This window comes from Psychroflexus aestuariivivens (assembly GCF_004010055.1).
Lineage (GTDB): Bacteria > Bacteroidota > Bacteroidia > Flavobacteriales > Flavobacteriaceae > Psychroflexus > Psychroflexus aestuariivivens.
Map to the genome: position 1 here is coordinate 91,836 of NZ_RQVT01000024.1, position 13,826 is coordinate 105,661.

Consider the following 13,826-nt stretch of genomic DNA (forward strand, 5'->3'; position numbering starts at 1 on the left):
GAATTTTTAATAGGTCAAAAAGAATCGTTTAAGGTTTTAAACCTTGCAAATAGGAATTAAAATTCTCACATTTGCATAAAAACATTACAATGCCTAAAATTTCGCTGAAAGGCTTGGATATGCCCGAGTCACCGATTAGAAAACTTGCTCCTTTTGCTGAAAAAGCTATAGAAGATGGTAAGAAAATTTATTTTTTAAACATAGGTCAACCGGATATTCCGACGCCAAAAATTGCATTGGAGGCAGTTAAAAACAATGACCTTGACATTTTATCTTACAGTCCGTCTTCAGGTTTTGAAAGTTATAAGCAAAAACTTGCTAAATATTACCAGAAAAACGGCATCGATATTCAATCTGAAGATTTAATTGTTACCACCGGCGGTTCAGAAGCTTTGCTTTTCACAATGGGTACAATTACAGACCCAGGTGATGAAGTGATTATTCCAGAGCCTTTTTATGCCAACTACAACGGATTTGCTGTTGCTTCTGGCGTTACGGTAAAGCCAGTAGAATCTACTATTGAAAACAATTTTGCTCTGCCACCAATCAGCGAATTTGAAAAACAAATCACAGATAGAACTCGCGCAATTATACTTTGTAATCCTGGAAATCCTACTGGATATTTATATACAAAAGATGAGATTCAACAATTAGCTGATTTAGCTTTGAAACACGACATTTTTATTGTTGCAGATGAAGTTTATCGTGAATTTGTTTACGACGGTGTTCAGCATCATTCTATAATGAGTTTGCCAGAATTGAAAAATCATGCTATAATGGTAGATTCAGTTTCAAAAAGATACAGTATGTGTGGCGCTAGAATTGGTTGCATGGTATCCAAAAATAGGGATGTCATGGTTACAGCTTTAAAATTTGCTCAAGCCAGACTAAGTCCACCAACTTTTGCACAAATTGCCAGTGAAGCGGCTTTAGATACAAAAGATGCTTATTTTGAAGAAGTCAACCAAGAATATACAGAACGAAGAAATACCTTGATCGAAGCTTTAGAAAGCATAGATGGTGTAAAAGTTGCTAAACCGAAAGGCGCTTTTTATTGTATTGCAGAATTGCCAGTAGCAGATACAGAAGACTTTGCAAAATGGATGCTTTCTGAATACGAAATGAATGGCGAAACTGTTATGGTCGCTCCAGCAGCTGGATTTTATTCTACACCAAACACAGGCATGAACCAAATTAGAATTGCTTATGTTTTGGAAAAACAAAGATTACTGAAAGCGGTTTCAATACTAAAAATGGCACTTGAAACTTATCAGAAATTATAAATGAAAGTTGATAAAAACATTTCATTAAAAGCTTACAACACTTTTGGCGTTGATGTGAAAGCCAAACAATTCATCTCCGTGTCCAGCGAAGATGAATTGTTTGAAATTTTGAAACGTTTTTATGCTTCAGAATTATTTATTATCGGCGGCGGTAGTAATATGTTATTAACACAAGATGTTGAAGATACAGTTTTGCATGTCAACCTGAAAGGCATCGAAATTTTAGAAAATCACAAAAATCATGTTTTGGTCGCCGCCAATGCTGGCGAAAATTGGCATGAATTTGTTACTTATTGTGTCAATAATAATTTTGGTGGCATCGAAAATTTATCTTTGATTCCTGGAAATGTTGGAACTGCTCCAGTTCAAAATATCGGCGCTTACGGCGTTGAACTGAAAGATACTTTTGAATATTGTGAAGCTATCAATCGACAAACACTCACCAAAAAAAGATTTAACCTTGAAGATTGTGAATTTGGTTATCGCAATTCTGTGTTTAAAAATAAGTTAAAAGACCAATTCGTGATTTCTAAAGTTGTTTTTAAACTCACTAAAAAGAAACATAATTTCAAACTAGATTATGGTGCTCTGAAGCAAGAATTCGCTAAGAAAAAGCCAAATTTAAAATCGATTTCTGATGCGGTTATAGCCATTCGAGAGTCTAAATTACCAAATCCGAAAACACTTGGAAATAGTGGAAGTTTCTTTAAAAATCCGATTGTCCAGCGCGAAAAATTTGAAGAAATTCAAAAGGATTTTCCAGACATGCCTTTTTACGAAATCAACAACGATGAGATTAAAATACCAGCTGGATGGCTCATTGAAACTACTGGGCTTAAGGGTTTCCGAGAAGGCGATGCGGGTGTTCATGAAAAACAAGCACTTGTATTGGTCAATTATGGATCCGCCAGTGGTCAAAATATTCTGAATTTAGCAAATTTAGTTCAAGAAAAAGTACAGCAGAAATTCGGTATAATGCTTGAGAATGAAGTTAATATTTTTTAACATAGCGTGAAATCGAATTCAAAATTTGGTTAAATAATAACTTTTATCTGTAATTTCAATCTTGATTTTATTTAAATTAATTAAATTTGCAATATGAAAATTTTATTGATAACCATAGCTTTATTAGGGCTAGCAGTTGCAGGAATTGCAATCAAAATCTGGGGTAAGAAAGATGGTAAATTTGCTGGAACTTGTGCCAGTCAAAGTCCATTTCTTAACAAAGAAGGTGAAGCTTGTAGCTTTTGCGGTAAAATGCCTGAAGAACAAACTGATTGTGACGGCGCTGCAGAAAAAAAATAGTTTTACTATTTTGCTTTTCAACAATATTCGAACACATTTTGCTAATTCCATTTAGTTCTATAATTCAAATACTAAATTTTAGCTTTAAATCTTCCGATAGAATTTAAATTGTGTAACTTTAATTTTATTAAAATTTAGATCTTCAAAACTGAAAAAATCAATGTTAATTTCAGAAGAAATCCAAAAAGCGAAAGAAGGAAATCAGAAAGCTTTCAAAAACTTATTGGATAAATTCTGGGAAGATGTTTTTAGGTTTCAACTGAATAGAACAAAAGACGAATACCAAGCTGAAGAAGTCACAGTACAAACCTTTTCTCGTGCTTTCGATAAGATAAACACATACGATTCCAACTATCGTTTCAAGACTTGGCTCATTACCATTTCAAAAAATATCCATACAGATATTACTCGAAAAAATAGCATCAAAACTTCTGAAATAGATTCGAAACGCGCCAACCAAATTGCAGATTTGGAACCTACAGTTGAGGACAGAATCATTAAGGAACAGAACTTATCTAATTTATTAAGTCAAATCAAAGAATTACAACCACATTACAGAGAGGTTATAGAATTGCGTTTTTTCAATGAAATGAGTTACCGGGAAATAGCAGAAAAACTCGATCAACCCATCACAAATATCAAAGTGAAATTGTTGCGTGCTAAAAAACTTTTAGCTGAAATTATCCGTAAAAAATCAGTTTCAAAATGAAAATAACTTTATGTACAATATTATTAACCTTGGTGTATACAAATCAAGATTTTAACGATCATCGGATTATTTTAATTCATGCCGATAACGAGCATGAAGAAAAAATGAATCAACAAGTTGAAAAATTTCTCCAGGAAAAACTTAAATTGAAAGACAGAAAACTAGCCATCTTCACATTTCATAATAACGAACTGAAAAATGTGTTCAATACGGATTCTGAATCTGAGAAATTCATCAACGAATTCATATCTAATCATAATTTTGAAGATGAAAATTTCAGCGTTCGTTTATTTGGATTAGACGGTGGTGAAAAATCTAAATTTTTCAAAATAGTCAAACCAGAAATTATCTATAATCAGATTGACCAAATGCCAATGAGACGAGCTGAATTAAGACGTGAAAACAAAAAGGATTAATAAAATTAATCTAAATGTCTTAAAATATTGTTTTCAATTCTAGATTCAATATTATTCAAATCTGCTTTTTTAAATTTCTTCCCAGTAATTTTTTCGTAAAGTTCAATGTATCTTTCGCTTATAGATTGCACAACTTCGTCTGACAAATGTGGAATTTCTTGTCCTTCTTTCCCTTGAAAACCTTTGGACATCAACCATTCTCGCACAAATTCTTTAGACAATTGGCGTTGCTCTTCTCCCCTAGCCTGTCGTTCTTCAAATCCATCTGCATAAAAATATCTGGAAGAATCTGGTGTATGAATTTCATCAATAACAACGATTTTTCCTTCTGGGGTTTTACCAAATTCATATTTCGTATCAACCAAAAGTAAACCGCGTTCTTTAGCTAATTCTGTGCCTCTCGAAAACAATTTCAACGCATAATCTTCCAAAACAGCGTAATCTTCTTCAGAAACAATATTTTGAGATAAAATTTCAGATTTTGAAATATCCTGATCGTGATCGCCTTGCTCTGCTTTGGTAGTTGGCGTAATAATTGGCTTTTCAAATTTTTCATTAACCGATAAACCTTCTGGTAACTTCACACCACAAAGTTCTCGTTTTCCTGCGTTATATTCTCTAGCAGCATGGCCAACAAGATAAGCTCTAACTACCATTTCAACTTTAAAAGCTTCGCATTTTACGCCAACACTTACGTTTGGATCAGGCGTGGCTTGAAGCCAATTTGGCACCAAATCCTCCGTAGCTTTCAGCATTTCTGCAGAAATTTCATTTAGAATTTGACCTTTATATGGAATGCCCTGTGGCAAAACCACGTCAAAAGCGCTGAGTCTATCGGTGGCAACGATAACAAGTTTGTCGTTCTCTAAACTATAAACTTCTCTGACTTTGCCTTTATAAAAATCGGTTTGTTGAGGAAATTGAAAATTGGTTTCCAGTAAAGTTGAGTGATTTGAACTCATTTTAATCTTGGTTTTCAATAGATTTATATGCAGAAATAACTTTTTTGACAAGTCTGTGTCGAATAACATCTTTGTCGTCTAAATAAATCATGCCGATGCCTTTCACGTCTTTCAGAATAAGTAAAGCTTCCTTAAGACCAGAAATAGCGCGTTTTGGCAAATCTATCTGACCAGGATCTCCAGTGATCATAAATTTGGCATTTTTTCCCATTCGGGTCAAAAACATTTTCATTTGTGGATGCGTTGTATTTTGAGCTTCATCTAAAATCACAAAAGCATTGTCCAAAGTTCGACCACGCATAAAAGCCATTGGTGCGATTTGAATTGTACCTTTTTCAATATAACTTTCTAGCCTTTCTGGCGGAATCATGTCTCGCAACGCATCATAAAGCGGTTGCATGTATGGATCTAGTTTTTCTCGTAAATCACCAGGTAAAAAACCTAAATTTTCACCAGCTTCTACAGCTGGACGCGTCAGAATAATTCTTCGGACTTGTTTATTTTTCAATGCTTGTACAGCCAAAGCAACGCCAGTGTAGGTTTTTCCTGTTCCTGCCGGACCGATGGCAAAAACCATATCGTTGGTGTTCATCAAGTCTACCAACTTACGTTGATTTGGTGTTTGTGCTTTGATCAATCCGCCCCCAACCCCATGAACTAGAACTTCTCCAGAAGAAATTGGCGAATCGTAATCTGCTTTAGATTGGCTGGTCAATATGCGTTCTATAGAATTTTCGTCTAATTTGTTGAACTTATTGAAATGATCCATCAGCATGGAAAAGCGTTCATCAAATTCTTCTAGCTGTTCCTCATCACCGTAAACTTTAATTTTGTTGCCTCTAGCAACAAGTTTTAGCTGTGGAAAATACTTTTTTATCAATTCAATATTGATGTTGTGGTGTCCAAAAAACTCTCTTGGATTGATTTCTGATAGTTCTAAAATAAGTTCATTCAAAGGCTGAAAATTTTGGTTAAAAATAATACATTCGCAAAACAAATTTACGCATTTTTTTGACGAAATTTAGTTTGAATATATTAAGTATGCATTAAATGCCAATAATCACATTAACTACAGATTTCGGAACTAAAGATCATTCGGTGGCAGCCGTAAAAGGTGCTATTTATAGTGAGCTGGATCAGGTGAATATTGTAGATGTTTCTCATGATATTTCACCCTTCAATTATACCGAAGCGGCTTATATCATCAAGAATGCGTATCATAATTTTCCAAAAAACAGCATTCATATCATCGGTATTGATTCTGAATTGACACCAGAAAATAAACATTTAGCGATTTATCTGGATGGACATTATTTCATTTGTGCCAACAATGGAATTTTATCGCTCATTGCTTCAGAAATAAAACCTGACAAAATTGTTGAAATTAATATTCACAATTCTATCGAAACAAATTTTACGGTTTTGGATGTTTTCGTCAATGTGGCTGCGCATATTTCCCGAGGAGGCGCTCTGGAAGTCATTGGTAGAAATATCGATGAAATATATCAGTTGAAAAATATTCAGCCAATTGTGAATCAAAACAAAGACCAAATTATTGGTCATGTGATTTATATTGATAATTTTGGGAATGTGGTTTCAAATATCAACAAAAGGGATTTTCAATATTTAAGAAAAGGTCGAGATTTTACAATTAAAGCAAGGTCAACAAAATTCAGCAAAATTTTTGACAGCTATTCTGAAGCGATTAATTTTGACATTCCGAAGGAAAATCGAGAAATGGAAGGTAAAAAACTCGCATTGTTCAATGCCTCAAAATATTTGGAACTGGCGATTTATAAAAGCAATCCTATGAGTGTTGGCTCAGCTTCAACTTTGTTTGGTTTAAAATATATGGACACAATTACCGTTAATTTTCTATAGATATGTTTGTACGCATTGTAAAAATGACTTTTGAGCAAGATTTTATCAACACTTTTGAAGCAATTTTTGATGAGAACAAATCAAAAATCAGAGGTTTTGAAGGTTGTGAATTTTTGGAACTTTATCAAGATAAAAATCAACCAAATATTTTTTTCACTTACAGTTACTGGCAAAATGAATCAGATTTAGAAAATTACCGACATTCTGACTTATTCAAAAAAGTCTGGAAAGCTACTAAAGCTGGATTTTCTGAAAAAGCTGAAGCTTGGAGCCTTGACAAAAAAATACAATTGCATTAGTATGTTTGCCATTTTCGCCAAAGAAGTCAACAGTTTTTTTTCCACAGCCATTGGCTATGTTGTGATTAGCATTTTCATAATCATGACTGGACTTTTCATTTGGGTGTTTCCTGGAAATTTTAATGTCTTCGATAGAGGTTTTGCAAACCTGATTCCTTTTTTTGAAATTTCACCTTGGATTTTTATATTCCTGATTCCGGCGATTTGTATGCGTAGTTTTTCTGAAGAAAGAAAACAAGGCACACTGGAGTTGATTTTGACAAAACCAATTTCGCTCAACCAACTCATTTTCGGTAAATTCTTTGGCGCATTGGTATTAGGTATTTTTGCCTTAATACCTACACTTCTTTATATTTTTACAATTTCAAACTTAACTGCAGAAAACTCAACAATAGAATTGGGCGCAATTTTGAGTTCTTATTTTGGTTTGGTTTTATTGATGGCAAGTTTCACAAGTATAGGAATTTTCGCGTCTTGTATTACGGACAATCAACTTATCGCTTTTATTTCCGCAGCATTTTTGTGCTTACTGATGTTTTATGCATTCGAAGGCATCAGCGATGTTCAGCTTTTTGGTTCAGAAATTTATGCTTTAGAATATTTAAGTTTGAGTTTTCATTACAATAGTATGACTCGCGGAGTTTTGGATACACGAGATATTATTTATTTTTTATCGATAAGCATATTTTTTTTAGGATTGGCTAAACTTCAACTTCAAAATTTTCTGAAATGAAATCAAGGTTCAATTTTAAATATCTCTTGGGTTTAATTCTGATTTTGTGTTTAATCAATTTTGGAGCGAGTTCTATTTTTAAGCGATTCGATTTCACTGAAGATCAAAGATATACGCTTTCAGAAACTTCACTTGAAATCACTTCAAAAATAAAAAAACCTGTAGTTATTCAGGTTTTCCTGAAAGGAGATTTGCCGTCAGGATTCAGTCGTCTTCAAAGAGAAACGCGATACATTCTTGAAGAATTTTCAGCGTATAACAGCAATATAAAATTTGAATTTGTAGATCCCGTTGGTAAAAATGAGACTGCTATTGAAGTAGGAACAAGATTTTACGAAAACGGCATGCCGCCAGAAAATTTGAATATTAGGGAAAAAGGCAGAACTACAGAAACACTGATTTTTCCGTGGGCGACAGCAAAATATGGAAATAAAACATCTAAAATACCGCTACTTCAGAAGACTTTGGATCAGAATAATGAAGAAACAATTAAAAAATCGATTCAGAATTTAGAATATGCGTTTGCAGACGCTTTCACAAAATTGACACGCGAACGAAACAAGAAAATCGCCATCATTAAAGGTCAAGGTGAATTAGACGATCGATATATTTCAGACTTTCTGCAAACCATAAAAGATTATTACCTCATTGCACCATTTACATTAGATTCAGTTGAAGTATCACCGCAAAAAACACTAGACGTTTTAAAGACTTACGATCTGATTATAGATGCAAAACCGAGACAAGAATTTTCGGAAAACAAAAAATATGCACTGGACCAATACCTGATGAACGGTGGAAAATCTTTGTGGCTCATAGAACATACCATAGCAGAAAAAGACAGCTTGTATAACCAGTCTCAACAAACTTTTGCTATTCCTAATGACTTAAATTTGCATGGTTTTTTCTTTAAATACGGATTTAGAATCAACCCCGTTTTAATAAACGATTTGTACTCCGCACCAATAGTTTTAGCTTCTGGTCGAGGTAATAACACACAACTAAAGCGTTTCCCTTGGTTTTATGAACCACTTGGTGTGAGTGCTGACCATCCAATTACTGAAAACATCAAACAAGTAAAATTCGATTTTGCTAACCAAATTGATACTTTAAAAAGTGAAATTGATAAAACTGTTTTGCTTGAAAGTTCAGAACTGTCAAGAAAAGTTGGCACACCTAGAATAATAAATTTAGATATCATTTCACAACAACCTGATCCGAGATTGTACACTGAAGGAAAATATAATTTAGCTGTATTGCTTGAGGGCAAATTTGAATCGGCTTATAAAAATAAAGTGAAACCATTTGAAATTGAAAATCATCTGGACAAAAGTGAACCAACGCAACAAGTTGTCGTTGCAGACGGAGATGTTATTAAAAATCAAATTCAATCTGGAAAAGCATTAGAGTTGGGTTTCGATCGCTATACAGGTTTAACTTACGGCAACAAAACATTTCTACTGAATACTGTAAATTATTTATTGGGTGATCAAGGTTTGGTTGAAGTCAGAAATAAATCGATTAGTCTTAATAAATTGGATGCCAATAAAATTCAAGCTCAGGCTCTGAGATGGCAAATTATAAATTTAGGTGTAAGTGTCTTAATGCTTATTGGAATTGGCGTTTTGCTCAATTATTTGAAAAGGAAACGCTACCAAATTAATTAAGTTAGCGTTTGAATTCTTCTTTATTTCGATTAATTATCAAATAAATAATTGGTAAAATTCCCAAAGAATTGACCAAAGCCAGAAAAATAAACCAAACCAATTGCTTTCGTCTTGCAGATTTCCAAAGTGTGATAATTTTCAGAACAGCATCTACAAGTACTAAAAATAATAGAATTCCAAAAAGCCAAGTGTATTCTTCAATAAAAGAACTGATATTGAATTCATCTTTATTCATAATGAAAGGGTTTTAGTGAGATACAATTTTAAAATAAATTTTTGAATATTGCCATATTTTAATCTAAATTCAAAATATGTTCATAATCATTTAGACATAAAATTCATAAATTTGTTTATAAAATTACAAGATGACAATTAATTGTGGTGGACAACTGCTTGACTTAAATACCCCAAAAATAATGGCAATTTTGAACCTGACACCAGATTCATTTTATGATGGTGGAAAGTTCAAGGAAAATTCTAAAATTTTAAATCTAATTGAAAAAAATATTCAAAATGGCATGGATATTTTGGATATTGGCGCCTACAGTTCCAAGCCAAATGCGGTTGAAGTTTCTGTTGAAGAAGAAAAGCAAAGATTGCTCCCAGTTTTGACATTGATTAGAAAAGAATTTCCTGAAATCATTATTTCAATTGATACATTTCGGGCTTCTGTCGCTGCTGAAAGTATTGATATTGGTGCACAAATTATCAACGATATTTCTGCGGGAAATTTGGATTCAGAAATGATGAAAACCATCGCCGAATTTCAAGTTCCTTATATTATGATGCACATGAGAGGAACACCACAAAACATGAATACTTTTACAAATTATGAGAATTTGGAACAAGATATTTTGTTTTATTTTTCTGAGAAAATCAACGAAGCCAGAAAGCTTGGAATCAATGATTTGATACTGGATCCAGGATTAGGTTTTGCTAAAACTGCAAACCAAAATTTTCAAATTCTAAATCATCTTTCTATATTTAAAAATACAGATTTGCCGATTTTAATAGGTTTATCAAGAAAATCAATGATTTACAAAAGTTTAGATATTACAGCAAAAGATGCTTTGAATGGAACCACAGCACTCAATATGGCAGCTCTTATGAATGGTGCTAACATTTTAAGAGTTCATGATGTACTAGAAGCTAAACAATGCGTAACATTGTTCAACGAAATGAAACACAACTAAACAATGTTAGACTTTTTGGACGTAAGAATTTTAGATATTTTGGACATCGTCTTGGTGGCTGTCCTTTTATATTATGTTTATAAACTTGTAAAAGGTTCTGCGGCCATCAATATTTTTATTGGTATTGTCATTATTTATCTGATCTGGAAGTTGACTCAACTCCTTCAAATGGAGATGTTGAGCAGCGTTTTAGGTGAATTTATCGGCGTTGGAATGTTTGCTTTAATTGTAGTATTTCAACAAGAAATCAGAAAATTTTTGTTGATGATTGGCTCAACAAATATCACTGGAAGAAATAATTTTATTAGACAATTTAATTTATCGAATCGAGAAAACAAAACTTTAAATTATGTCGACACCATCGTTGAAGCTTGTAGAAAACTTGGAACAACCAATACTGGAGCATTAATTGTTATCAAACGAAATACGAAATTAGATTTTGTAAAAAATACTGGCGATGATATGGACATAAAAGTCAATCGGCCAATTATAGAATCCATTTTTTATAAAAATTCAACACTTCATGACGGAGCTATTGTGATTGAAGACGGTCGAATAACAGCAACTCGAGTAATTTTACCAGTTTCTAACGATCGTGATATTCCACTTAGATTTGGCCTTAGGCATCGTGCCGCAGTAGGAATTTCTGAAAAAACCGATGCTGTGGCTTTGGTTGTTAGTGAAGAAACGGGGCAAATTTCATATTTAAAAAATGGTGAATTCAATATTTTTGATAATGTGGACAATCTCGCCGAACAAATCAAAAACGATTTGAGTTAAGAAAAAGCCGCAAATTGGTTTTAATAAATTAGGAAATTCAAATTGAAACTCACTTATTATTGAACTTTTTCCTGTTGAAATTGAGCTTCATAAAGATTTCGATAATAACCATCAAAATCAAGCAACTCGCTATGCGTTCCAGTTTCCTTAATCTCACCTTGATCCATTACTATGATTTTATCGGCATTTTTAATTGTAGCCAAACGATGGGCAATGACGATGGAAGTTCTCCCTTTGGTTAGCTTTTCAGTAGCTTCTTGGATAAGCTGTTCGCTATAACTATCTACTGAAGATGTGGCTTCATCCAAAACCAAAATACTAGGATTTGAAACATAGGCACGCAAAAATGCAATTAGCTGTCGCTGCCCAGAAGACAACATTGCGCCGCGTTCTTTCACATTATAATGATAGTTATTTGGCAAAGTTGAAATAAATTTGTGAACTCCTATTTCTTTTGCAGCTTCAACAACTTCATCTTCAGAAATTTTCAATTTATTCAAAGTAATATTATTCAAAATGCTATCTGCAAATAAAAATACATCTTGCAGGACAACAGCTATTTGACTCCTAAGAGAGGTCAATTCATAAGATTTCAAATCACGTCCGTCGATATAAATATTACCGCTTTTAATATCATAAAAACGACTCAATAAATTAATAACAGTACTTTTACCAGCGCCTGTGGCACCGACAATAGCTACAGTTTCACCAGGTTTAACTTCAAAAGAAATGCCTTTTAGAATTTCTTCATCTGGAATATAGTTGAAGCGTACATTTTCAAATTGAATGTGTCCTTCCAGTTTTTCTGTCACAAATTCACCTTCGTTCTCAATTTTAGAATCGGTATCCAAAATGCCAAATACTCGATTGGCAGCGACCATTCCCATCTGTAATGCGTTGAACTTATCTGCAATTTGACGCAAAGGTCTGAACAACATTTGGGTTAATTCTATAAACATAACAATAATACCCAACGACAAAGCACCAGATTCCACTACACGCAAACCGCCAAACCAAACAATAAGACCAATTGTTATTGAGGTTGACATTTCAGCAATTGGAAAAAAAATAGCATTGTACCAAACCGTTTTTATCCAAGCTTTTTTATGCTTTTCATTAATATTTTTGAAATTTTTAAACTCCTCTTTTTCACGATTGAAAATCTGAACAATTTTCATCCCAGTAATATGTTCTTGGACGTAAGAATTCAAATTAGAAACTTGAGTTCTCACTTCTTCAAAAGCAAGTTTCATTTTTTTCTGAAAAACACGCGTCGCGTAAATAATGAAAGGTAAAACTAAAAGTACCAAAAGTGTAAGTTGCCAACTTTGCCAAAACATAAAAATCAATACTACCAGCATTTTCATCAAGTCGCTAATAATCATAAACAAACCTTGACTAAAAATACTGGCTATGGTTTCAATATCGCTAACTGCACGAGTAACTAATCTTCCAACAGACGAATTATCAAAATATTGTTTTTTGAAATTCATCATATGTCGAAACAATTTCACCCGAATATCTCGAATAACTTCTTGCCCCAACCAGTTGGCGTAGAAAATAAAACTAAACTGCACCAATACTTCCATAATAAGAGTACCGAGCATCAAAACCACGAAAAATATAAGATCCTCACTGCTTTGTCCTATCACACCCTGGTCTATGGTCAATTTCAGCAAATAAGGACGCAAAACACCTAATCCTGACAAAGCAATGGCAGCAAAAGCGACAAAATAAAAAGTCTTTTTGTACGGATTTGTATAAGCTAAAAGTCGTTTGAACAACTTAAAATCAAAGGCGTTTCCTGTATTATTGCTTTTCATTTACAAATTTGAAATTATATGATTTGGGTACGAAATATCGGTCAAAAACAAAGCATGAGCCGGTACAGATTTGCCAGCATTTCGCCGGTCTTGTGACAAAATAATATTATCAAAATCTTCAACCGAAATTTTGTGGAGTCCAACCTGAATTAAAGTGCCAACAATTGCTCTAACCATATTTCTTAAAAATCGATTGGCCTGAATCTGAAACTGCAATCTATTACCAAGATCTGTCCAAAATGCTTCATATATTTCACAGTCAAATGTATAAACATCTGTTTTAACTTTGGAAAAAGATTGGAAATTTTTATGATTAAATAACAGCTTAGTAGCTTCTTGCATTTTTTCAAGATCGAGATCATTTTTGATATAATAACTATTATCAACCAAAAATGGGTCTTTCTGTTGAATCACAAAATAATGATATGTCCTAGAAACGGCATCAAATCTAGCATGAGATTCAGAATGAACTTCAAAAATGTCTTGAATGGCAATATCTTTTGGTAAAATTGTGTTTAGCCTAAAAATAAGTTGATCTAAATCTTTAAGCTCAAATTCAATATCGAAATGCGCAAAATATTTAGTCGCATGCACACCAGTATCAGTTCTTCCTGCACCAACTACATCTATTTCTGTTTGTAGTGCTGTAGAAAAAGCAGAATTTATTTTTTCCTGAACAGACATTGCATCTGGCTGTTTTTGCCAGCCGTGATAATTTGTTCCTGAATAAGACAATTGAATAAAATACCTCAATATTTCGCAATTTTGAATCTGC

The 13,826-nt window shown here is 33.3% G+C and carries 16 protein-coding genes; 11 read left to right on the forward strand and 5 right to left on the reverse strand.

Annotated elements, in window-relative coordinates; translation table 11 throughout:
* Positions 1-89: 89 nt before the first annotated feature.
* The 5 genes from EIG86_RS05385 (at position 90) to EIG86_RS05405 (ending at position 3,713) form a co-directional block, all read left to right on the forward strand.
* The gene (locus EIG86_RS05385; protein WP_127845137.1) at positions 90-1,283 is read left to right on the forward strand and encodes a pyridoxal phosphate-dependent aminotransferase; all 1,194 of its coding nucleotides are present in this window, start codon (positions 90-92) and stop codon (positions 1,281-1,283) included.
* Positions 1,284-2,288 carry a UDP-N-acetylmuramate dehydrogenase gene (gene murB / locus EIG86_RS05390; protein ID WP_127845138.1) on the forward strand — a complete coding sequence of 335 codons (1,005 nt, stop codon included), beginning with the start codon at positions 1,284-1,286 and terminating at the stop codon, positions 2,286-2,288.
* Positions 2,289-2,381: 93 nt separating this feature from the next.
* Positions 2,382-2,588, forward strand: a complete 207-nt coding sequence (locus EIG86_RS05395; RefSeq protein ID WP_127845139.1) for a membrane or secreted protein — start codon at positions 2,382-2,384, stop codon at positions 2,586-2,588.
* A 160-nt stretch (positions 2,589-2,748) separates the two neighbouring features.
* Positions 2,749-3,297 (forward strand): RNA polymerase sigma factor, encoded by a 549-nt coding sequence (locus tag EIG86_RS05400; RefSeq protein WP_127845140.1) that lies wholly within the window; start codon positions 2,749-2,751, stop codon positions 3,295-3,297.
* Entirely contained in the window at positions 3,294-3,713 is a 420-nt protein-coding gene (locus tag EIG86_RS05405; protein ID WP_127845141.1) for a DUF4174 domain-containing protein, read from the forward strand. Before EIG86_RS05400 ends, EIG86_RS05405 begins: the two co-directional genes overlap by 4 nt.
* A 5-nt stretch (positions 3,714-3,718) precedes the next feature.
* On the opposite strand, the gene EIG86_RS05410 is transcribed toward EIG86_RS05405, so the two are convergent.
* Both EIG86_RS05410 and EIG86_RS05415 read right to left on the reverse strand, forming a co-directional pair.
* Entirely contained in the window at positions 3,719-4,675 is a 957-nt protein-coding gene (locus EIG86_RS05410) for a phosphoribosylaminoimidazolesuccinocarboxamide synthase (RefSeq protein WP_127845142.1), read from the reverse strand.
* A 1-nt stretch (position 4,676) separates the two neighbouring features.
* Positions 4,677-5,630 (reverse strand): PhoH family protein, encoded by a 954-nt coding sequence (locus EIG86_RS05415; protein WP_127845143.1) that lies wholly within the window; start codon positions 5,628-5,630, stop codon positions 4,677-4,679.
* A gap of 95 nt (positions 5,631-5,725) precedes the next feature.
* Here EIG86_RS05415 and EIG86_RS05420 point away from each other — a divergent pair, with 95 nt between their 5' ends.
* The 4 genes from EIG86_RS05420 to gldG are packed head-to-tail and all read left to right on the forward strand — an operon-like array spanning position 5,726 to position 9,255.
* On the forward strand, positions 5,726-6,556 hold the full coding sequence (locus tag EIG86_RS05420) for an SAM hydrolase/SAM-dependent halogenase family protein (RefSeq protein ID WP_127845144.1): 831 nt from the start codon (positions 5,726-5,728) through the stop codon (positions 6,554-6,556).
* Positions 6,557-6,558: 2 nt separating this feature from the next.
* Complete coding sequence (locus tag EIG86_RS05425) at positions 6,559-6,855, forward strand: putative quinol monooxygenase (protein WP_127845145.1); 297 nt, start codon at positions 6,559-6,561, stop codon at positions 6,853-6,855.
* Position 6,856: 1 nt separating this feature from the next.
* A complete protein-coding gene (gene gldF, locus EIG86_RS05430; protein ID WP_127845146.1) occupies positions 6,857-7,588 on the forward strand; it encodes a gliding motility-associated ABC transporter permease subunit GldF in 732 nt (243 codons plus the stop codon).
* The gene (gene gldG, locus EIG86_RS05435; RefSeq protein ID WP_127845147.1) at positions 7,585-9,255 is read left to right on the forward strand and encodes a gliding motility-associated ABC transporter substrate-binding protein GldG; all 1,671 of its coding nucleotides are present in this window, start codon (positions 7,585-7,587) and stop codon (positions 9,253-9,255) included. The genes gldF and gldG overlap by 4 nt, the downstream gene beginning before the upstream one ends.
* 1 nt (position 9,256) lies before the next feature.
* Here gldG and EIG86_RS05440 read toward each other — a convergent pair whose 3' ends face one another.
* Positions 9,257-9,490 (reverse strand): DUF5652 family protein, encoded by a 234-nt coding sequence (locus tag EIG86_RS05440; protein ID WP_127845148.1) that lies wholly within the window; start codon positions 9,488-9,490, stop codon positions 9,257-9,259.
* Between the two features lie 130 nt (positions 9,491-9,620).
* Between EIG86_RS05440 and folP the strand changes: the two genes are divergently transcribed.
* Entirely contained in the window at positions 9,621-10,448 is an 828-nt protein-coding gene (folP, locus tag EIG86_RS05445; protein WP_127845149.1) for a dihydropteroate synthase, read from the forward strand.
* Between the two features lie 3 nt (positions 10,449-10,451).
* A complete protein-coding gene (gene cdaA / locus EIG86_RS05450; RefSeq protein WP_127845150.1) occupies positions 10,452-11,228 on the forward strand; it encodes a diadenylate cyclase CdaA in 777 nt (258 codons plus the stop codon).
* A gap of 56 nt (positions 11,229-11,284) precedes the next feature.
* Here the strand turns inward: cdaA and EIG86_RS05455 are convergent, their stop codons facing one another.
* Together EIG86_RS05455 and truA are read right to left on the reverse strand one after the other, a co-directional pair.
* On the reverse strand, positions 11,285-13,051 hold the full coding sequence (locus tag EIG86_RS05455) for an ABC transporter ATP-binding protein (RefSeq protein ID WP_127845151.1): 1,767 nt from the start codon (positions 13,049-13,051) through the stop codon (positions 11,285-11,287).
* Positions 13,052-13,804 carry a tRNA pseudouridine(38-40) synthase TruA gene (gene truA / locus EIG86_RS05460; RefSeq protein ID WP_127845152.1) on the reverse strand — a complete coding sequence of 251 codons (753 nt, stop codon included), beginning with the start codon at positions 13,802-13,804 and terminating at the stop codon, positions 13,052-13,054.
* Positions 13,805-13,826: the final 22 nt, after the last annotated feature.